An 18,923-nucleotide genomic window follows, 5' to 3' on the forward strand; every position below is an offset into this window, starting at 1 on the left:
CTCAGCGCGGGAAGTCGATGTGGCGCAGCGTCGAGTACAGGTCCATCACGGCCAGCGCGAGCGGCAGCACCGTGGCGATGCAGATGGCCTCGATGATCTCGACCGTGCGGCGAAGCGGCGGTGAAAAACGCTGCCCCGGGAAGATCACGCCGACCACCAGCGCCCCCGCCGCGACCAGCACCAGGGTGCCCGCGACGAAGATCAGCCGACCCATGCCGTCCTCGGTCCAGAGCCAGCCCAGCAGGATTCCGCCCGCGGAAACGATGCCGGTGGCGAGGAGGGCGACGGCCTGGCTGCCGTTGGCGTAGGCACGACCCCGCAGAAGCAGCACGAGGGTGGCGACCACGGCCATGATCACGCCGAAGATGCTCGGCGAGGTGGCGGTGATGATCGACGCCAGCGCCGCGGTGGCACCGCAGCCGATCAGCAGGCCGGTCATGTAGTTGTGCGCGACGGCCGTGCGGCGCTCGATGGCGGTGTAGTCGGGGAAGCCCGAGTCCTCCTTGAGCTCCTCCGCGCTGCCCGGGACGTGCGGCAACGGCAGTTTCGCCAGTTGCAGGGTGATCCGCGGCAGCATCGAGATGAAGGCCAGCGAAACCGCGGCGGTGCCGGCGGCGATGCCCGGCATCGGGTGCGCGACGAAGGTCGCCACCAGGAAGGCCAGCGACCAGAGCGCGGCGGCGGTGGCCGCGGCGATGAACGTGGTGATGCCCGCGCCGATGACCATGATCGCCACCGACGCGACAATCAGCACCAGTGCCGAGGCGAGCAGCAGGTTCGCCCGGATCCCCAGCCCGGGCACGATGTAGAAGCCGCTGACGAAGGCGAGTGGCAGCCCGCCCGCCGCGGCGACCAGCACGCCGGTCGCCTGCGCCTGGTACGCCTTGACCAGGGTGGCGCCGAGCGCGATGCAGGCGATCGAGCCGACCCCGCCGGCGATCGCGGCGGCCAGCGCGCTGCCACCGAACAAGCTTCCGCCCGCAAAAAGCGCGACGGCCGCGAAGAACAGCGCCAGGCCGCCGGCGATGTGGCCGATACGCTGGGCGGTCTCCTTGGTCCAGGGCCGGAAGCTGTCCGGGTCCGACTCGGCGATCGCGTCGACCACGTCGTCGTAAAGCGGGGGCGGCGGGTTCTCGTTGCGCTTGCGCAGCTGCAGCAGTTCCCCGTCGATCACGCCGAGCGAGGCCAGCGTGCGGCTCGGGTCCAGCGGGGCGTCACCCAGTTTGGCCAGTGCCCAGCCGCCGTGGCGGGCGCCGCCGTCCGGGGTGGTCTCCTTGGCCATGTCCAGCAGCATCGGCAGCAGATCGGCCACCGCGACGTCGGCGGGCAGTGCCACGTCGATGCGGGTGCGCGGCGCGACCACCGTCACCCTGCTGAATACCGTCGTGCCCGTAGCCACTGGATGCCCCCTGCCTAGAGAGAATGCTGCGGGCTACTTATACCCAACGCCCGCGTCACCTTGTCGCCCGCCCGTGGCCGGAAGGCCGGCCCGGTCGGCGAGCGGCTCTAGTATTAACGCACTTCCGGTGGTCGTGGGGGTAGTTCGCGCGATCCCGCCCAGGTTGGGCGGTCTCGCCCCGGATGACCGCCCGGTTCGCTACCGTGTGGACCGGCCGTGTCTGCCTCGCGGCCGGAATCGCCGAGTTGAAGAGGGGTCCTTCGGTGAGCACGCTGCAGTTCAAACGGTCGCCGCGGCTGGCCGCGCCGCGCCCACCCGGTGGCGAGGTTCACCTGGAGCCGCCGCCCGAGGTGCCGCGGACGATCCCCGGCAACATCGTGATGAAGCTGCTGCCGGTGGTCATGATCGTCGCCTCCATCGGGATGATGATCTTCATGTTCACCCTCGGTGGACGCAACCCGATGATGCTGATGATGGGCGCCATGATGGTGATGGGCACCGTCGGCATGATGGCCGGTGGTGGCGGTCGCGGGGGCGGTCAGAAGAAGGCCGAGATGAACGAGGACCGCAAGGACTACCTGCGGTACCTCGGGCAGATGCGTGAGCGGGCCCGCGAGGCCATGGTCGACCAGCGGGCCGCGCTGGAGTGGGTGCACCCCGACCCGCAGGCGTTGTGGTCGCTGGCCACCAGCCGCCGGATGTGGGAGCGGCGGCAGAACGACCAGGACTTCCTGCACCTGCGCGTCGGCCGCAGCTCGCACCGGCTCGCGACGCGACTCGTGCCGCCGCAGACCGGCCCGGTCGACGAGCTGGAACCGATCGCCACCCTCGCGCTGCGCCGGTTCGTGCGCGCGCACTCGATCGTCCCCGACCTGCCCACCCAGATCACCCTGCGCGGTTTCGCGGCCGTAAGCATGCAGGGCGACAAGGAGCTGACGCGCGGGCTGACCCGGGCGGCGCTGGCGCAGATGGTCACCTTCCACAGCCCGGACGACGTGCTGATCGCGGTCGCCACCGCCGGGCGGGCGAAGGAGGAGTGGGAGTGGGCGAAGTGGCTGCCCCACGTCCAGCACCCCGCGCTGTCCGACGGCATCGGCCAGCTGCGCATGATGGCCGGTTCGCTGGCGCAGATCGAAGCCTGGCTCGACGAGGAACTGCGGGACCGGCAGCGGTTCTCCCGCAACGCGACGCCGCCGCCGGACCAGCCGCACGTGGTGATCGTCGTCGACGACGCCGACGTGACCCGTGAAGAGCAGATCATCCTGGAAGAGGGCCTGGTCGGCGTCACGCTGATCGACCTGTCCGACTCGATCGGCAACCTGGCCGCCCGGCGTGGGCTCCGGCTGGTCGTCGAAGAGGAGCGCCTCGGTGCGCGCAGTGCCGGAGGTGTCGAGTGGTTCGGCCGCCCGGACACCCTCAGCCTCGTGGAGGCCGAGGCTTTAGCCCGCAAACTCTCTCCGTACCGGGTCGGGACGGCGGCGCAGGAGGCGGACGAGGACGAGCCGCTGCTGTCCAACCCGTCGCTGCTCGAGCTGCTCGGCATCCCGGGCGACCCGATGACCTTCGACGTGCAGCAGGCCTGGCGCCCGCGCCCGGTCCGCGACCGCTACCGCGTGCCGTTCGGCGTCGGCGAGTACGGCCAGCCGGTCGAGCTGGACATCAAGGAAGCCGCGATGGAGGGCATGGGCCCGCACGGCCTGTGCATCGGGGCGACCGGTTCCGGTAAGTCCGAGTTCCTGCGCACGCTGGTGCTCGGCATGCTCGCCACGCACTCATCCACCACGCTCAACTTCGTGCTCGTCGACTTCAAGGGTGGCGCGACCTTCCTCGGGCTCGACAGCGCGCCGCACGTTTCCGCGGTCATCACCAACCTCGCGGACGAGGTCACGCTGGTCGACCGCATGAAGGACGCGCTGGCGGGGGAGATGAACCGGCGCCAGGAGGCGCTGAAGAACGGCGGCAACTTCAAGAACGTGTGGGAGTACGAGAAGGCCCGTGAGAACGGCGCCGACCTCGACCCGCTGCCCGCCCTGTTCATCGTGGTCGACGAGTTCTCCGAGCTTTTGGCCGCGAAACCCGACTTCATCGATCTCTTCGTGGCGATCGGCCGTCTGGGGCGGTCGCTCCAGATGCACATGCTGCTCGCCTCGCAGCGACTCGAAGAGGGCAAGCTGCGCGGGCTGGACTCGCACCTTTCCTACCGGATCGGCCTGAAGACGTTTTCGGCCGCGGAATCTCGTGCGGCGATCGGTGTGCCGGACGCGTTCGAGCTGCCGTCGGTGCCCGGTGGCGGGTACCTCAAGTACGACACCTCGACGATGGTGCGGTTCAAGGCGTCCTACGTTTCGGGCCCGTACCGCCCGGCCGGCATCAAGATGGCCGCGCCCGGCGCGACCGTGGTCCGGGCGGACAAACGGCCCCAGTTGTTCGTGCCGGACTTCGTGGAACTGCCCAAGGAACCGGAGCCTGAGCCGGAGCAGGTGATTCCGCAGGCAAAAGCAGAATCGGACGAAGCGGTCGAGCCGAGTGAGCTCGACGTGATCGTCAGCCGCCTGGTCGGGCAGGGTCCGCCGGCGCACGAGGTGTGGCTGCCGCCGCTGAAGGAGCCCAGCTCCCTCGACACGCTGCTGCCGAACCTCAACCCCACCGAGGACCGCGGCCTCTCGCCGGTCGGCTTCTTCGGCAACGGGCGCCTGCAGATCCCGCTCGGCATCGTCGACCGCCCGTACGAGCAGCGACGCGACCCGCTCTGGGCCGACTTCTCCGGTGCCGCCGGGCACGGCGTGCTGGTCGGCGGCCCGCAGTCGGGCAAGTCGACCATGCTCCGCACGCTGATCATGTCCATGGCGCTCACGCACACCCCCGAGGAAGTGCAGTTCTACTGCGTCGACCTCGGTGGTGGCACGCTCGCCGGCCTCGCCGGCCTGCCGCACGTCGGTGGTGTCGCGGTGGCCCGGCGCGAGCCGGACAAGGCCCGCCGCATCGTCGCCGAGCTGTCCACGCTGGTGACCGAGCGTGAAGGCCGGTTCGGCGCGATGGGCATCGACTCGATGAACGAGTTCCGCAACCGGCAGCGCCGCGGTGAGATCAAGCCGGAGCAGGACCCGTTCGGCGACGCGTTCCTGGTCGTCGACGGCTGGAAGGCCCTGCGCGAGGACTTCGACGAGCTCGAGCCGCAGATCACCAAGCTCGCCACGCAGGGTCTGTCCTACGGCGTGCACGTGGTCATCGCCTCGAACCGCTGGGCGGACATCCGCCCCGCGATCAAGGACATGCTCGGCACCCGGTTCGAACTGCGCCTCGGTGACCCGAGCGAGTCCGACATCGACCGCCGCGTCGCGGTCAACGTGCCCGCCGGCCGTCCCGGTCGCGGTCTCACCCGCGAGAAGCTGCACATGCTCACCGGCCTGCCGCGGGTCGACGGGTCCAGCGACCCGGACGACATCGGCGCCGGGGTGGCCGACGCGGTGGCGAAGATCAAGGCCGCGTGGAAGGGGCGCCCGGCCCCGCAGGTGCGGCTGCTGCCGGAGATGTTCCCGTACGAGCAGCTGCTCGCCCAGGATTCGAAGCGGAACACCAAGCTGGTGCCGATCGGCCTCAGCGAGGAGGACCTCTCGCCGGTCTACCTCGACTTCGACGCCGACCCGCACTTCATGGCGTTCGCCGACGGCGAGTCGGGCAAGACGAACCTGCTGCGCACGATCGCCAAGGGCATCACCGACCGGTACTCGCCCAAGGAGGCCGTGGTCATCCTGGTCGACTACCGGCGCACGATGCTCGGCTTCATCGAGGGCGGTCAGCTGGCCGGTTACGCGGTGTCGTCGAACCAGCTGGACGGCATGATGAAGGACGTCGCGGGGTCGATGAAGAAGCGGCTGCCCGGCCCGGACGTCACGCCCGACCAGCTGCGCAACCGCTCCTGGTGGAGCGGGCCGGAGCTGTTCGTCCTGGTCGACGACTACGACCTGGTGGTCACGCAGACCAACAACCCGCTCAAGCCGCTGTCGGAGTTCCTGGCCCAGGCCAAGGACGTCGGCCTGCACCTGATCGTGGCGCGCCGCAGTGGTGGTGCCGCGAAGTCGACCTACGACCCGGTGATCGGCAAGCTCAAGGAAATCGCGATGCCGGGCATCATCATGAACGGGTCCAAGGACGAGGGGCAGCTGCTCGGCAACGTCAAGCCGTCGCAGATGCCGCCGGGTCGCGGCACGCTGGTCAGCCGTAAGGTCGGCAAGCAGCTGATGCACGTCGCCTTCCTGCCGGGCGAGTGATCGGCCGACGGGCACGGGCTGGGCGGAATGAACACGGGAGCGGTTGGTGACCTTGCGGGTCGCGGTGGACTTCGGGACATCGAGCACCTGTGTCGTGGCTTCGATCAACGGCCGCGAACCGCAGGTCGTGGTGGTCGACGGGCAGCCGTTGATGTCCTCGGCGGTCTACGCCGCCCCGGACGGCACGCTGTTCGTCGGCCAGGAGGCCGAGCGGCAGGCGGCCGTCGACCCCTCCCGGTTCGAGCCGAACCCGAAGCGGCGCGTCGACGAGGGTGAGCTGCTGCTCGGCGACACCGTGCTGCGCGTGCTCGACGCGGTCAACGCGGTGCTCCGCCGGGCGGTCGACGAGGCGCGGCGGGTGGCGGGTGGTGCCGAGGTCGGCCTGCTGGTGCTGACGCACCCCGCGGACTGGGGCGCGATCCGCACGCGGCTTCTGCGGCAAGCAGCCGGTCGGCTCGCGCACGAGGTGGCGCTGGTGCCGGAACCGGTGGCGGCCGCGGTGTTCCACGCCTCGACCTTCGCCGCGACGGAGGTCAACCAGGAGCGGACGGTCGAGTTCAGCGGCCGGCCCGGGGAGACGATCGCCGTGCTCGACCTCGGCGGCGGGACCGTGGACGTGAGCGTGGTCCGGCGGATGCCGCGCGGCCCGGCCGACCGGCGCGGCGGGTTCCAGGTGCTGGCGACGCGGGGCGACCCCAGTTTCGGGGGCGCTGATGTCGACCAGGCGCTGCTGGAGCACGTCGGCGGACTGGTGGCGGGCTCGGATCCGGCCGCCTGGCGACAGCTGGTCGAAGGCCGTGAGCTGGCAGATCGCCGCCGCCGTCGGGTTTTGCGGCAAGATGTGCGGGGCGCCAAGGAGACGCTTTCGCGGCACACTTACACCGATGTGCCGATGCCTCCGCCCTTCGCCGACGCGCACGTCACGCGGGAGGACCTGGAGAAGCTGATCGCCGCGCCGCTGGGGCGCGCGGTCGAGCTCACCGCGGCGGCGATCGACGAGGCCGGGCTGCGGCCGAAGCAGCTGACCGCGATCTTCCTGGTGGGCGGCTCGAGCCGGATCCCGATGGTTTCGCGGCTGGTGCACGAGCGGACCGGTGTGGTGCCGACGACCCTGGACCAGCCGGAGACGGTGGTCGCGCGGGGCGCGCTGCGGGCGGTCCTGATCGACCCGGACCGAACCGGCGCCCTGCCCGGCGCAACCCCCATGCGCTCTCCAGCCGCCCCTCGCCCCCTCGGCGAACAACGCACCGAGATCGTCCGCCCAGGCGACCGCCCCCGCCCGCACACTTCTGCGGGGAAAAGCCGGGGAGGGGGGCCTGGGCCTGGGCATTTGCCGCCGGGACGGGTGCCGCAGCCGGTGCACCCGTCGCCGCCGTACGGGCAGCCGGTGGTGCCGCCGCCGGGCGAACCGGCGCCGCGCGCGAAGTGGAAGCGCAGGCTCCCGTGGCTGATCGGCGGCGTGCTGCTGCTCGTCGCCGCGTTGGTGGCCACGCTGCTCCTCGTCGACCGGGGCGAGGACGGCCGGACGATCGCGCAGTACAACTACCAGTTCGTGGCGCCGTCCGACTGGACGCAGACCGGGGGCGTGGTCGAGGAGCGCAAGGTCGAACTGCACCCGAGCGAGGCGCAGTCGGGCCTGGACCTGGTGGTCGTGCAGGAGTACTCGAACAACTACGACGCCTCCGCCGACCCGGACCGGCTGACCGGCGAACTCGAGTCCGCGGTGCGGGCGCGGTCGGCCGAATACCCCACCTTCGACCCCCGGCATGCTTTTGCGGGCAAAAGCCTGATCCACTATCGGCAGCTCAAGACGGACGGGGTGCGTACCTGGTTCGTCGACTGGTACGTGGAGGCGAAGGGGCAGGTGCGCATCCACGTCGGCTGCCAGTACGCGGACAGCTTCCAGGACCGCGTCCGGCCCGCCTGCGAGCAGATCGTGCGCACCCTCGTGCTGACCAACCCGCTCCCGGGGCGCTGAGCCGTGGAGGACAACGCCGCGGCGCGCTTCCGGGCCACCGTGCAGAACGCCGTCACCCACTCGGAGCGGGTCGCCGGGGAGGCGAAGGCCCGCAGCGACCGCCACCGGGCGGAGAGCGCCGCGCTCGCCCAGCAGTTCCGGGCCCGCCGGCAGGCCGGGGCCGACCCCACGCCGACGAGTCCGGCCCTGCGCGCCGCCGCCACCAGCTTTCGCGTTCGCAACGCCCTTCCGGTCGAAAATCTGCCTTCGGCCGCGGAATTGGTTCCCATTCGCAAGAGGGAACGGCCGAAACCGGCTCGGGTGGGTGACGAGGACGAAGACTTTTCGCAAGAGCGAATCATGCGAAGGGTCGACGGAACCCGTCCTGACGAACCGCGGAAGTGAGTCAGAACCCTTGCGGGACAAGGGAATGACGCAACCCTGCCGGTCATCGGAACTGCCCGGTTCCCGCCGGTTCCAAGATCCTGCGTTAACGCAAGCAACTACTTCGGAACAGATGGCGACAGGGGGAACCAACCATGGCAAGGTCTGCGTCGTAGGTCCGTACAAACAAACAAGCTTGGTACGGACATCCACCAACGAAGGGGGCCACCAACATGGCTGGCAACGGTTACACCGGAGATCCGATCCTGTTCGCTGAGGCGCACAAGAACGTCTCTCAGACCAAGGCGGACATGGACTCGAACCTTGCCACGCTGAAGTCGAACATCGAGGAGACCCGCGCGGGCTGGCAGGGTGAGGCCGCCACGGTCTTCAACCAGGTCATGGAAGCCTTCGACGAGAAGTCCCGCAAGATCAACGAGGCGCTCCAGAACATCGCCGACATGCTGCAGCAGTCCGGTGTCAAGTACGACACCCAGGACACCGATGTCAAGGAGCAGGTCTCCGCGCTCGGCGCCATCCTCAACGGCTGATCCAGTTCTCGGAAATCCACAGACTTTTACAACGGAGGGTAAGAAATGTCGATTGTCGTTAATTACGAGACGATCAACAAGGCGGCCGAGGACTGCACGGCGACCGGCGGCGAGCTCGAGGCGCGCTTCGAGGAGCTCAAGTCGCAGCTGGCCCCGCTGGTCGACACCTGGACCGGTGACGCCATGGAGGCGTGGAACCAGCGCCAGGACGAGTGGAACCGCTCGCTCGACGAGATGAAGTCGCTGCTGGCCCGTATCGCCACCGCGCTGCCGCAGATCGCTGACGGCTACCAGGCGACCGACAAGGGCGTCGGCAACATGTTCGGCGGCTGAGCTCGTCTCGCAGCAAGGGCCCCGACTCCGGTCGGGGCCCTTTACGTTTGTCCACAGTGGCTACTTGGGGGCGCCGACCTCGAACTCGGGCTTGTCGTTGAGCACCCGGATGGTCACCTTCTTCGGCTGCCCCGCCACCTTCACGTCGCAGTCGAAGGTGTGGCCCGTCTTGATCTCCTGCCCGTCCGGGCACTGCGCGTTCTGCACGTCCTGCTCGCCGTAGCTGTCCTTCAGCACCGTGGTGATGCCGCTCTGGACCGAAGTGGGATCGAGCACGTCACCGCTGAAGAGCCCGCCGAACCAGGCGGCCGCGCCGCCCGCGGCCAGCACCAGCACCGCGACGCCGCCGATGATCAGCGGCTTCTTCTTCGACTTCTTCTTCTCGCCGCCGTCGCCGAAGGCACCCAGGCCGCCGTACTGGCTCGAAGACGGCTGGAAACCGCCGCCGTACTGACTCTGTTGCTGCTCCTGGGCGGGCGGCTGCTGCGGGTAGCCCTGTCCCCATTGCGGCTGCGCCTGCTGGGGGCCGCTCTGGGGATAACCTTGCTGCTGCTGGTAGCCGCCGTACTGTGGGGGCTGCTGCTGCGGCCACTGGCCCTGCTGCGCCCACTGCTGACCGCTCGCGGGATCCTGCTGCTGCCCCCATTGCTGACCGGCAGACGGATCCGGTTGCTGCCCCCACTGTTGGCTGGCGGACGGATCGGGCTGCTGCTGTCCCCACTGCGGAGAACTGGCCGGGTCCGGCTGTTGGCCCCACTGCTGGGTGCCGGACGGATCCGGTTGCTGCCCCCACTGCTGGCTGGCGGACGGATCCGGCTGCTGCTGCGGCGCGCCGGGCTGCCACCACTGCCCCGGCTGGTTCGGCGGCTGGGTCATGAGCGGTCACCTCGCGCGGTGGTCGTCCTGTTGCTGGTCATCGGCCCTGGATTTCCGCGCGCCTGCGGTTGAAGTCGTCGACGGCGTTCTGGTCGGGTAGCGCGGTCACCTGTGCGGCGTCGGGGATGGCGGGGATGTCCTTCTCCGTCGCGCCTTCGGTGATCTGGAAGAGGTAGGCGATGTCGAGTTTGGCGTCGTTCCCGCTTTTCGTCTTACCCGAGAAACTGCCGTTCATTTCGATCTTCGAGGCGGTGTTCTGCGGGGTCAGCGTGATCTTCGTGGCGATGATCGTGTTCATCATCTCGTCGGTGAACTTCGCGATCAGGTCTTCCGGGAAGAGCTCGATCTTGAATTCCACGAAAGTGCGCAAAGTGATGTCCACCGCGAGCTCGACGCTGCCGTCCGGCAGCCGCTTCGCCGATTTCGCCGCCTTGTTCTCCTTGGTCGACTTGACCATCGCGTTGACCATTTTGCACGGCGTCAGGTACATGCCAGTCGCGCACGCGCCGATCTCGCCGACGGCGAAGTTGCGCGGCATCGAGACCCACGGGGTCGGCGCCAGACCGGCGTACATCGGCCCGAGGAGCGTGTAGTTCGTCGTACCGGTCGCCGGGTAGAGGGCGTCGGTGTAGTCGTTGAGGTCGACCGTCGAGTGGTTGCGCACCAGTTCCGCCGGCGGGCTGCCCACCTGGACCGTGCTGATCTGCACGTCGAGGCCCTCGCCGTTGACGTGGAACACCTTGTCCAAAGTGGCCTTGCGCGGCTTCATCGCCTGGAAGTCGTCGTGCAGCTTCTCCAGGGTGTCGGTGAACTTGGCGCTGACGTAGCCCGCGGCCTCGTCGCCGTCGGGGATGGCCGTGCCGGCGCGGCCCTGGGCGCAGCCGGCGAGCAGCAGCAAGCTCACGGCCAGTGCCGCGGCTCTGCGCGCCTTTCCCTGCATCGGTCGTTCCCCCTCAGTTGCCCTGGATCTCGCCCATCCGGTCGTAGAAGTCGTCGACCTCGGCTTCCGTCTTGAGCGCGGTGATCTCCGCCTCGGCGGGCACCTCGGGCAGATCGCGCTCCGTGGGCTCGCCCTGGTGCTGGTAGTGCATGCGGATCTCGACCTCGTGCCCGTCCTTGGCGATCTTGGCGTTCATCTCGATCGCCTTGATCGTGCCCTGTGCGTCGATGGTGAGCTTGGTCGGGATGGGTTCGTCCTGCATGGACTCGCTCATCCGGTCGATCAGGTTCTGCGGGAAGACGATGACGCGGTGCTTCAGGAACAGGCGCAGGGTGATGTCGGCGTTGAGCTCGACGGTGCCGTCGTCCAGCCGCTTGGCACTCTTCGCGGCCCGTGCCTTCGGGCTCTGGGTGGCCTCGGTCACCGCGCTGACCATCTTGCAGACGTCCTGCTGGCCGCCCCAGAAGCACTCGTCGTACTGGTCGCCGTTGTAGGGCATCGACACCCACGGGGTCGGCGCGAGGCTGGCGTAGACCGGACCCAGGCGCAGGTACTCCACGTCGCTGCCGGCCGGGTGGAACGAGTCGAGGTACTCGTCCGGGTTCTCCTTCGACCGGTTCGTGGACAGCCGGGCAGGCGGCTTGCCGAGCTGGATGCCGGTGATGGTCGAGTCGGAGTCCTTGTCGTCGACCCTGGCGAAGCGGTCGAGGGTGTTCTTGCGCGGCCGGTCGCCGGTGAACTGGTCGCCGAGCTTGCCGAGCTGCTCGGCGAACTTCTCGCTGACGTAGGTGGCGGCGTCGTCACCGTCCGCGATGGCGGTCCCCGCCTTGCCCTGACCGCACGCGGTGAGCACCAGTGCCGCGGCGGTCAGCAGGGCGGCCAGCCGTCGCGGGCGGGTGCCCCAGATCGAGCCGCTCACCACGCTCACCCCCGGGTCTTCGTGCGGTCCGTCGGTCGAGACACTAGTATCGAGCACGGCCGGACACCCCCGCTTTCACCCTCTCCGAAGGCGGCGGGTATCTTCATATGTCGTTGTGCGCTGCGGCGCGTAAGCGCTAGGCCCGCACAGAACCCACACGCAATGTTGACGACGAGGTAGACCCTTGCCCACGTACAGCCCCAAGCCCGGCGACGTCACTCGTGCCTGGCACGTGATCGACGCCGAGGATGTCGTGCTCGGCCGGCTCGCGACCGAGGTCGCCACGCTGCTGCGCGGCAAGCACAAGCCGACCTACGCTCCCCACGTGGACACCGGTGACTTCGTCATCATCGTCAACGCCGAGAAGGTCGCGCTCACCGGGAACAAGCGCGAGCAGAAGTTCGCGTACCGCCACAGCGGCTACCCCGGTGGCCTGCGGAAGCGGTCCTTCGGCGAACTGCTCGACACCAGGCCGGAGCGCCTGCTCGAGAAGGTCGTGAAGGGCATGCTGCCGAAGAACAAGCTCGGCCGCGCCCAGGCGAAGAAGCTCAAGGTCTACGCAGGCCCGGAGCACCCGCACTCGGCGCAGCAGCCCCAGACGCGCGAGATCACCAAGATCGCGCAGGTCGCCCAGTGAGTGAGGAACAGTCTGTGACCAGCCCCGAGACCGAAGTCGTCGCCGACGAGGCGGCCACCGAGGCCTTCGCGACCAGCGAGACCCCGGCAGCTCCGAAGCCTTCGCGTGCCGCCGGCGGCAACGCGCAGACCGTCGGCCGCCGCAAGGAGGCGGTCGTTCGCGTCCGCCTCGTGCCCGGCACCGGCGAGTTCAAGCTGAACGGCCGCGCGCTCGAGGAGTACTTCCCGAACAAGGTGCACCAGCAGCTCATCCGTGAGCCGCTGGTGACCGTCGAGAAGCCCGACTCGTTCGACATCTTCGCCCGGCTCCACGGCGGCGGCATCTCGGGTCAGGCCGGTGCGCTGCGCCTGGCGATCGCCCGCGCGCTCGTCGAGGTCGACGGTGACGACCGTCCGGTGCTGAAGAAGGCCGGCTTCCTCAAGCGGGACGCGCGTGCCGTCGAGCGGAAGAAGTACGGCCTGAAGAAGGCCCGCAAGGCGCCGCAGTACAGCAAGCGCTGATCTGCCCCTCGGGCAGCGAAGCAACCCACGGAAGCGCTCATCCGTCTCATCCGGGTGGGCGCTTTCGTGTTGCCCGGCGCCCCACCGGCCCGCCGGTTTCCGCGGGCAGAAGCAGGCCCCGGCTTTTGCGGGCAAAAGCATGTCGCGGCCCGCGCGGGGGGTGAATCCCCAGGTCCAGTACGGTGTCGGGGTTGTTCGTCCAAGGAGGATCGATGGCTCGCCTATTCGGCACCGACGGGGTTCGCGGCCTCGCCAACGCTGAGCTCACTCCCGAACTCGCGATGTCGATCGCGGCCAGCGCTGCCAGGGTGCTCGCCGCGCACGACCATTCGCACCGGCCGGTCGCCGTGGTCGGCCGTGACCCCCGCGCCAGTGGCGAGATGCTGGAGGCCGCCGTCGTGGCCGGCCTCGCGTCCGCCGGCGCCGATGTGCGCCGCCTCGGCGTGCTGCCCACGCCCGCGGTCGCCTACCTGGTCGGCGCGCTGGGCGCGGACCTCGGCGTGATGATCTCCGCCTCGCACAACCCCATGCCGGACAACGGCATCAAGCTCTTCGCCGCGGGCGGCCACAAGCTCCCCGACGGTCTCGAGGACGAGATCGAGGCCGGGCTCGACAACGGCGCCGTGCGTCCCACCGGCGCCCAGGTCGGCCGCGTCACCGACGTCGACGACGCGCTCAACCGCTACGTTCAGCACCTCCTGACCGCCACCCCGCACTCGCTCGCCGGCGTGCGCGTGGTCGTCGACTGCGCGAACGGCGCCGCCTCGATCGCCGCGCCGGAGGTCTACCGCAAGGCGGGCGCCGAGGTCATCGCGCTCTACGCCGAGCCGGACGGCATCAACATCAACCACGACTGCGGCTCCACCCACATGTCCCGGGTCAGCGCCGCGGTCCGCGAGCACAAGGCCGATCTGGGCATCGCCCACGACGGTGACGCCGACCGCTGCCTCGCCGTGGACGCCGACGGCGAACTGGTCGACGGCGACCAGATCATGGCGGTGCTCGCACTGGCCATGGCGGAGTCCGGCGAACTGACCGACCAGACCCTGGTCGCCACCGTGATGAGCAACCTCGGCCTTCACCTGGCCATGCGTGAGCACGGCGTCACCCTGCGCACCACCGGCGTCGGCGACCGGTACGTCCTCGAGGAGCTGCGCGCCGGTGGGTTCGCGCTCGGTGGCGAGCAGTCCGGGCACGTGGTGCTCCCCGCGCACGCCACCACGGGTGACGGCCTGCTGACCGCCCTGCGCCTGATGAGCCGCATGGCCGCGACCGGCAAGTCGCTGGCCGACCTCGCCGGGGTGATGCGGCGGCTGCCGCAGGTGCTGATCAACGTGCGGGTGGCCGACAAGGCCGCCGTCGCCCAGTCCGACGCCGTACGCAAAGCGGTCGAGGCCGTCGAAGCCGAACTGGGTGACGAAGGTCGCGTCCTGCTGCGGCCGTCGGGCACCGAGCAACTGGTGCGCGTGATGGTCGAGGCCGCCGCGCAGGAAACCGCCCAGGCCGCCGCCGATCGCCTCGCCGGAGTCGTCTCCACCGCCTCCTGAGCTCCACCCCGCAAAACGGTCAACTTGCTGCACCACGGTCACCAGCCCGGTACATTCCGTGTGCGTACGCGGTGTTCACGTATGAGGGGGAGCTGTGCCAGAGGGTGGTTACCGGGCCGATGCGGACGCGATGGCGGTGGCGCAGACACGGCTGAAGGAGCAGGTCGGCAAACCGGCGGCGCAAGCCGAGCGGATTATGCCACCGAAGCTGAAGCCGGGGGAGCTCGGCCGCATTCACGCGCACCACTTCGACGCCTACAACGCGGGCGTCGAGCAGTTGGCGGCCGCGTTGAAAGGGCTGTCCTCCGAATTGACCGCCCTCGCCGGTGGTATCGGTGCAGCCGGGCAAAGTTATGCCAGTGCGGATCAGGCGAATGCCGTGCAGGTCAACCAGCAGGCTGGGTACTGATGACCGAAACCGATGGCCAGTTGATCGACAGCCCGTACGTTTCCGAGACGACCAAGAAGCAGTTGATCCAGGCCTCCACCAACCCGCTGAATTCGATGGTCGGCGGGGAGGACTACGAAACCGTCCGCAGCCGGGCGGTCAGTGAAATGAACAACGGGCTGAAGACCGAGGAAACCACGGCCAAGCACCACGGCGAACTTTCCGCGCAACAACCGCCGGGTCCCAATGGCAGTGGAGTGGCGAAGTCCGACGAAGTGCTGGACCTGGCCAAGCCCACCCTCGACTTCTTCTCCACCTGGATCGACCGGGTCTGGAACAACGTGCCCGGTGCCAGCCGGCTCGAGTACCTGCCCGAGGTGTGGGACCGCTTCCACCAGAACCGGGACATCGACTTCCGCAAGCTGAGCGACGAGGCCGAAGAGTTCACCAGGACGCGGGAAGTGGTCGAGCAGACCATGGAAGCCGCCAAGTCCGAACTGAACACGCTGTTCGGTGATTGGGAAGGCGCCGGTGCGGCGGCCGCGCGGACGAAGTACCAGGAAGGCATCGTCCCGGATTCGCAGAAGCTGCTCGATCAACTCGAGGGTGCGGCGAAACTCATTCCGGAGACCACCGCCGCGATCTACCAGACGCTGAAGCAACAGGTCGACGAAGTGCTGTTGCTGAACAAGCCGACCATCGCCGGTGCGGATGTGGAAACCGCCACGAGGATCGCCAGGGTGGCCCCGGGCGGGTCGGACAGCAATGACGACGACTTCATGGCGGCGGCGCGGTTCTTCGATAGTCAATACGGCACCGCCTTCGAATCCGGACTCAACGATCTCAGCGTTACCGCCCCGCTCCTCATGGAGGCGCTACCCCAGACCTGTGAGGTCTGGCTGCTTTCTTTCAAGGACGAATTCGCCGCGTTGTTCGAGTCGTTCAAGAACCTCTGCGACCAGACGAACAAGACGGTGGACGGCCAGTGGCACGCGCTCGTGGAGTTCATGAGCGACTTCACCAACGAGTTCACCGACGTCGCCGCCGGGCCCGCACCCGCGCCCGCGCCGCAGACCGCGCCGCAGCAGTCGGGGCCACTCCCGGGGGGTGCCGGACCGGCGATGACCGGGGGCGGGCCGCCCGCCATGCCCGCCGGTGGCACGGGTGGCGCGCCGTCGATGCCCGCACCGCCACCGCCCGCCGCGCCCCCGATGCCGGCCGCGCCGGAAACGGCGACCGCGCCGGAAACGGCGACCGCGCCCGCGGAGGAACCGGAGAAGAACCCGGTGACCGGCGGTGAGCTGGAACTCGATCCGGAGACCGGCGAGGCGTATCCGATCGACCCGCTCACCGGTGAAGCCGTGAAGGAGGCCGCCGGGCCCGCGCTGACCGTGGAGAAGGGCGACAGCAAACTCTCCTTCTCCGAGCCGGACACCGACGGGAAGATGGCGATCACGGTCGAAGGCCCGTCGGGCGAGCCGAAGGACTTCCAGCTCGCCTTCGACGGGGAAGAGGCCGAAGACGAGACGCTCCGCCCTGGTGAGGACGGCAGGATCCAGTTCGAAGACGGCCCGCTGAAGATCACCGCCGAGCGCCCGGACGGACCGGGCGGCCCGACGCTGGTCGAGGTCGACGACGGTTCCGGCGAGCCGACCAAGTACGTGCTCGGCGAGCAGACCGGAGAAGCCGTACCGCAGAGCTCGCAGTGGACCGAGCCCGAGGCGGATACCGGGCAGTCGACTTCGGCGCAGTCGGTCGGCTCCGGTGATTTCCTGTCCAGCGGTGCCGCCGCGGTCGGCCTCGGCGCACCGGCGCCCGACAGCGGTCTCGGCGACACCACCGCCTCCGCTCCCGGCGCGGCTCCCAGCGGCATCGGCCTCGGCTCGACGCCGGGTGGGCCCGCGGCCCAGTCGAATACGCCGTCGTCGCAGGACCCGGCGGCGGCCGGCATGGGCATGATGGGTGGCATGGGCGGCGGGGCCGGCGGCGGCAACTCCGGCGACACCGAGCGGGCGCCCAACCAGTACCGCCACTCCGGCAGCCTGTTCGACACCCCGGCACCGGCGAACCGCATCAGCGGCACGCTGGACGACGAGGACGACGGCCTGCTCGGATTCGGGCGTTGAGCGGGAGGACCCGATGAGCGTCGAAGATCGGCTCCGCGCCAGCAGAGCGGCGTTGGCGGCCTTGTCGCGGGAGCGGGAAGAGCAGCGTGCCCTGCGTGAGCAGCGGCTGGTGACCGCGCAGGCGAAAGCCGCGGCGGCGCTGGGCGCGCAGATGGCCGAGATGAAGGAAAACCTGCGTGAGCAGGTGGAGCTCAAGCGCCGGGAGGAGAAGGCCGGCGGCTGGGCGACCTCGTCGACGCTCTCGGACGGCAGCGAGAAGGACGACGACTACAAGTTCCTGCAGTTCGACGAGCCGAAGCCAGCCGCGCAGGCTTGGACGCCGCCACCCGCGACGCCTCCTGCGCCACCTGTGGCTCCGGCGCCGCCTCGGCGGCGGGCGGCTGCCGCGGACGACGACGAGGACTTCGCCGAGCACAAGTGGTGGGCGGGTTGAGCGGTGCGCCGGAGCGGCCACTGATCCAGTACCTCCTGGACCGGAGCGAGTCGGCGGAAGTCGCGTTCACCTACCTCGACTGCACCGGCGGGCGTGACGCGGAACCCCGGGACCTGACCTGGGCCGAGCTGACCCGGCAGGTGCGGGCGGTCGCGTCCCGGCTCCGGCGGGTCGCCGCGCCCGGGGACCGGATCGCGCTGGTCGTGCCGCAGGACCTGAACTACGTGGTCGGCTTCCTGGCCGCCCTGTACGCCGGCGTGGTCGCCGTCCCGCTTTTCGCCCCCGAAGTCCGATCACACCGGCGACGCCTGATCAGCGCCCTCGACGACTGCCAGGCGCGGGTCTGGCTCACCTCCCGCTCGGCCTTCGACAAGGTCACCGAGTTCACCACCTCCACCCCCGTCACCCCACCCGACCAGCTCCTTTGCGTCGAAGACCTGCTTTTGCCCGCAGAAGATCCGGGGCTGCTTCTGCCTGAGGAAGGCGGCGAGCGGGTGGCGTACCTGCAGTACACGTCGGGGTCGACGCGGGAGCCCGCCGGCGCGGTGATCACGCACCGGGCGCTGACCGCGAGCGCCTGGCAGGTCGCCGGCGCCTACCAGGTGGACGACCGCACCACCTGCGCCGGCTGGATCCCGTTCTTCCACGACATGGGGCTCATCCAGCTGATGTGCGTGCCGGTGTTCAGCGGCGCCCGGTCGGTGTTCCTGCAGCCGCTGGAGTTCATCCGCCGCCCGGTCCGCTGGTTGCGCCAGCTGTCCGACTACCCGGACGTCTTCACCGCCGCCCCCAACTTCGCGTTCGACCACGTCATCAGCGCCGTACCTGCTTTTGCCCGCAGAAGCTTCGACCTGGGGAAAGTGCGGGTGGCGCTCAACGGGAGCGAGCCGATCCGCCCGGCCACGGTGCGGGCGTTCGCCGAGGCTTTCGCGCCCTGCGGCTTCCGTCCCGAGGCGCATCGGCCGTCGTACGGCCTCGCCGAGGCGACGGTCTACGTCTCCAGCGCGGGTGACGACGGTCCCACGATCACCACCTTCGACCGTGACGCGCTCGCGGCCGGTGCGGCCGTCCCCGCGGAGACCGGCACCGAGCTGGTCTCGGTCGGCCGTCCGTTCGGCCAGGAGGTCCGGATCGTCGACACCAAGACCGGCGAGACCTGTCCCGACGGCCGCATGGGCGAGATCCAGGTGCGCGGCCCCCACCTCGCCCAGGGCTACTGGCGGCAACCGGAACGCTCCGCCGAAACCTTCGCCGACGGCTGGCTGCGCACCGGTGACCTGGGTGTGGTTCACGACGGGCAGCTCTACATCACCGGCCGGATCAAGGACCTGATCATCGTCGACGGCCGCAACCTCTACCCCCAGGACATCGAGGAGACCGTCGCCGGCGCGCACCCGGCCATCCGCCGCGATCGCGTCGCCGCCTTCGGGATCGCCGACGAGCGGGGTGAGGGCGTGGTCGTGCTGGCCGAGCCGGTGCGCGACCAGCAGGTGGACTTCGCCCAGGTCAGCAGGGCTGTGCGCGCCGCCGTCTCCGCCCAGCACGAGGTCACGCTGCGTGATTTTCAGCTTTTGCCCGCAGAAGACGGCGGGGTGCCGCGGACGTCCAGTGGGAAGGTGGCGCGTTCGGCCGCGAAAGCGCGGTATGAGGCACGATGACCTG

General features: G+C 69.5%; 16 protein-coding genes. 12 read left to right on the forward strand and 4 right to left on the reverse strand.

From position 1 onward, the window contains the following. Window position 1 precedes the first annotated feature (1 nt). On the reverse strand, window positions 2-1,369 hold the full coding sequence (gene eccD, locus JOM49_RS10070; protein ID WP_209664041.1) for a type VII secretion integral membrane protein EccD: 1,368 nt from the start codon (window positions 1,367-1,369) through the stop codon (window positions 2-4). Window positions 1,370-1,662: 293 nt separating this feature from the next. Between eccD and eccCa the strand changes: the two genes are divergently transcribed. The 5 genes from eccCa (at window position 1,663) to JOM49_RS10095 (ending at window position 8,895) form a co-directional block, all read left to right on the forward strand. Further along, on the forward strand, window positions 1,663-5,670 hold the full coding sequence (eccCa, locus tag JOM49_RS10075; protein WP_209664042.1) for a type VII secretion protein EccCa: 4,008 nt from the start codon (window positions 1,663-1,665) through the stop codon (window positions 5,668-5,670). 46 nt (window positions 5,671-5,716) lie between these two features. Continuing rightward, complete coding sequence (locus JOM49_RS10080; RefSeq protein WP_282771549.1) at window positions 5,717-7,648, forward strand: type VII secretion-associated protein; 1,932 nt, start codon at window positions 5,717-5,719, stop codon at window positions 7,646-7,648. A gap of 3 nt (window positions 7,649-7,651) precedes the next feature. Next, on the forward strand, window positions 7,652-8,032 hold the full coding sequence (locus JOM49_RS10085; RefSeq protein WP_209664043.1) for a hypothetical protein: 381 nt from the start codon (window positions 7,652-7,654) through the stop codon (window positions 8,030-8,032). 212 nt (window positions 8,033-8,244) lie between these two features. Continuing rightward, window positions 8,245-8,562 carry a WXG100 family type VII secretion target gene (locus tag JOM49_RS10090; RefSeq protein WP_209664044.1) on the forward strand — a complete coding sequence of 106 codons (318 nt, stop codon included), beginning with the start codon at window positions 8,245-8,247 and terminating at the stop codon, window positions 8,560-8,562. Between the two features lie 45 nt (window positions 8,563-8,607). Further along, on the forward strand, window positions 8,608-8,895 hold the full coding sequence (locus tag JOM49_RS10095; protein ID WP_209664045.1) for a WXG100 family type VII secretion target: 288 nt from the start codon (window positions 8,608-8,610) through the stop codon (window positions 8,893-8,895). A gap of 60 nt (window positions 8,896-8,955) precedes the next feature. On the opposite strand, the gene JOM49_RS10100 is transcribed toward JOM49_RS10095, so the two are convergent. From JOM49_RS10100 to JOM49_RS10110, 3 genes are read right to left on the reverse strand one after another with little or no spacing between them, the layout of a single operon-like run. Continuing rightward, window positions 8,956-9,771: a DUF4333 domain-containing protein gene (locus JOM49_RS10100; RefSeq protein ID WP_209664046.1), complete on the reverse strand. Its 816-nt coding sequence runs from the start codon at window positions 9,769-9,771 to the stop codon at window positions 8,956-8,958. A 37-nt stretch (window positions 9,772-9,808) separates the two neighbouring features. Then, on the reverse strand, window positions 9,809-10,711 hold the full coding sequence (locus tag JOM49_RS10105; RefSeq protein WP_209664047.1) for a hypothetical protein: 903 nt from the start codon (window positions 10,709-10,711) through the stop codon (window positions 9,809-9,811). A gap of 13 nt (window positions 10,712-10,724) precedes the next feature. Next, on the reverse strand, window positions 10,725-11,630 hold the full coding sequence (locus JOM49_RS10110) for a hypothetical protein (protein ID WP_282771543.1): 906 nt from the start codon (window positions 11,628-11,630) through the stop codon (window positions 10,725-10,727). Between the two features lie 184 nt (window positions 11,631-11,814). Between JOM49_RS10110 and rplM the strand changes: the two genes are divergently transcribed. From rplM to JOM49_RS10145, 7 genes are all read left to right on the forward strand, one after another. Beyond that, window positions 11,815-12,267, forward strand: a complete 453-nt coding sequence (gene rplM / locus JOM49_RS10115) for a 50S ribosomal protein L13 (protein ID WP_113695922.1) — start codon at window positions 11,815-11,817, stop codon at window positions 12,265-12,267. A 14-nt stretch (window positions 12,268-12,281) separates the two neighbouring features. Next, the gene (gene rpsI, locus JOM49_RS10120; RefSeq protein ID WP_209664048.1) at window positions 12,282-12,767 is read left to right on the forward strand and encodes a 30S ribosomal protein S9; all 486 of its coding nucleotides are present in this window, start codon (window positions 12,282-12,284) and stop codon (window positions 12,765-12,767) included. Window positions 12,768-12,979: 212 nt separating this feature from the next. Next, entirely contained in the window at window positions 12,980-14,314 is a 1,335-nt protein-coding gene (gene glmM, locus JOM49_RS10125; RefSeq protein WP_209664049.1) for a phosphoglucosamine mutase, read from the forward strand. 94 nt (window positions 14,315-14,408) lie between these two features. Continuing rightward, window positions 14,409-14,723: a hypothetical protein gene (locus tag JOM49_RS10130; protein WP_209664050.1), complete on the forward strand. Its 315-nt coding sequence runs from the start codon at window positions 14,409-14,411 to the stop codon at window positions 14,721-14,723. After that, entirely contained in the window at window positions 14,723-16,828 is a 2,106-nt protein-coding gene (locus JOM49_RS10135; RefSeq protein WP_209664051.1) for a WXG100 family type VII secretion target, read from the forward strand. The genes JOM49_RS10130 and JOM49_RS10135 overlap by 1 nt, the downstream gene beginning before the upstream one ends. A 13-nt stretch (window positions 16,829-16,841) precedes the next feature. Next, window positions 16,842-17,261: a hypothetical protein gene (locus JOM49_RS10140; protein ID WP_209664052.1), complete on the forward strand. Its 420-nt coding sequence runs from the start codon at window positions 16,842-16,844 to the stop codon at window positions 17,259-17,261. Beyond that, complete coding sequence (locus JOM49_RS10145; RefSeq protein WP_308158701.1) at window positions 17,249-18,919, forward strand: fatty acyl-AMP ligase; 1,671 nt, start codon at window positions 17,249-17,251, stop codon at window positions 18,917-18,919. The genes JOM49_RS10140 and JOM49_RS10145 overlap by 13 nt, the downstream gene beginning before the upstream one ends. The last annotated feature ends 4 nt before the right edge of the window (window positions 18,920-18,923 follow it).

Origin of the sequence: Amycolatopsis magusensis (assembly GCF_017875555.1) — a bacterium.
Taxonomy (GTDB): domain Bacteria; phylum Actinomycetota; class Actinomycetes; order Mycobacteriales; family Pseudonocardiaceae; genus Amycolatopsis; species Amycolatopsis magusensis.

Excerpts from the sequence above, each read along its gene's own strand:
- JOM49_RS10095 (WP_209664045.1), top strand. The coding sequence starts at position 8,608 with ATGTCGATTGTCGTTAATTACGAGACGATCAACAAGGCGGCCGAGGAC.
- JOM49_RS10100 (WP_209664046.1), bottom strand. The coding sequence starts at position 9,771 with ATGACCCAGCCGCCGAACCAGCCGGGGCAGTGGTGGCAGCCCGGCGCG.
- JOM49_RS10135 (WP_209664051.1), top strand. The coding sequence starts at position 14,723 with ATGACCGAAACCGATGGCCAGTTGATCGACAGCCCGTACGTTTCCGAG.
- JOM49_RS10140 (WP_209664052.1), top strand. The coding sequence starts at position 16,842 with ATGAGCGTCGAAGATCGGCTCCGCGCCAGCAGAGCGGCGTTGGCGGCC.
- JOM49_RS10105 (WP_209664047.1), bottom strand. The coding sequence starts at position 10,711 with ATGCAGGGAAAGGCGCGCAGAGCCGCGGCACTGGCCGTGAGCTTGCTG.
- glmM (WP_209664049.1), top strand. The coding sequence starts at position 12,980 with ATGGCTCGCCTATTCGGCACCGACGGGGTTCGCGGCCTCGCCAACGCT.
- JOM49_RS10090 (WP_209664044.1), top strand. The coding sequence starts at position 8,245 with ATGGCTGGCAACGGTTACACCGGAGATCCGATCCTGTTCGCTGAGGCG.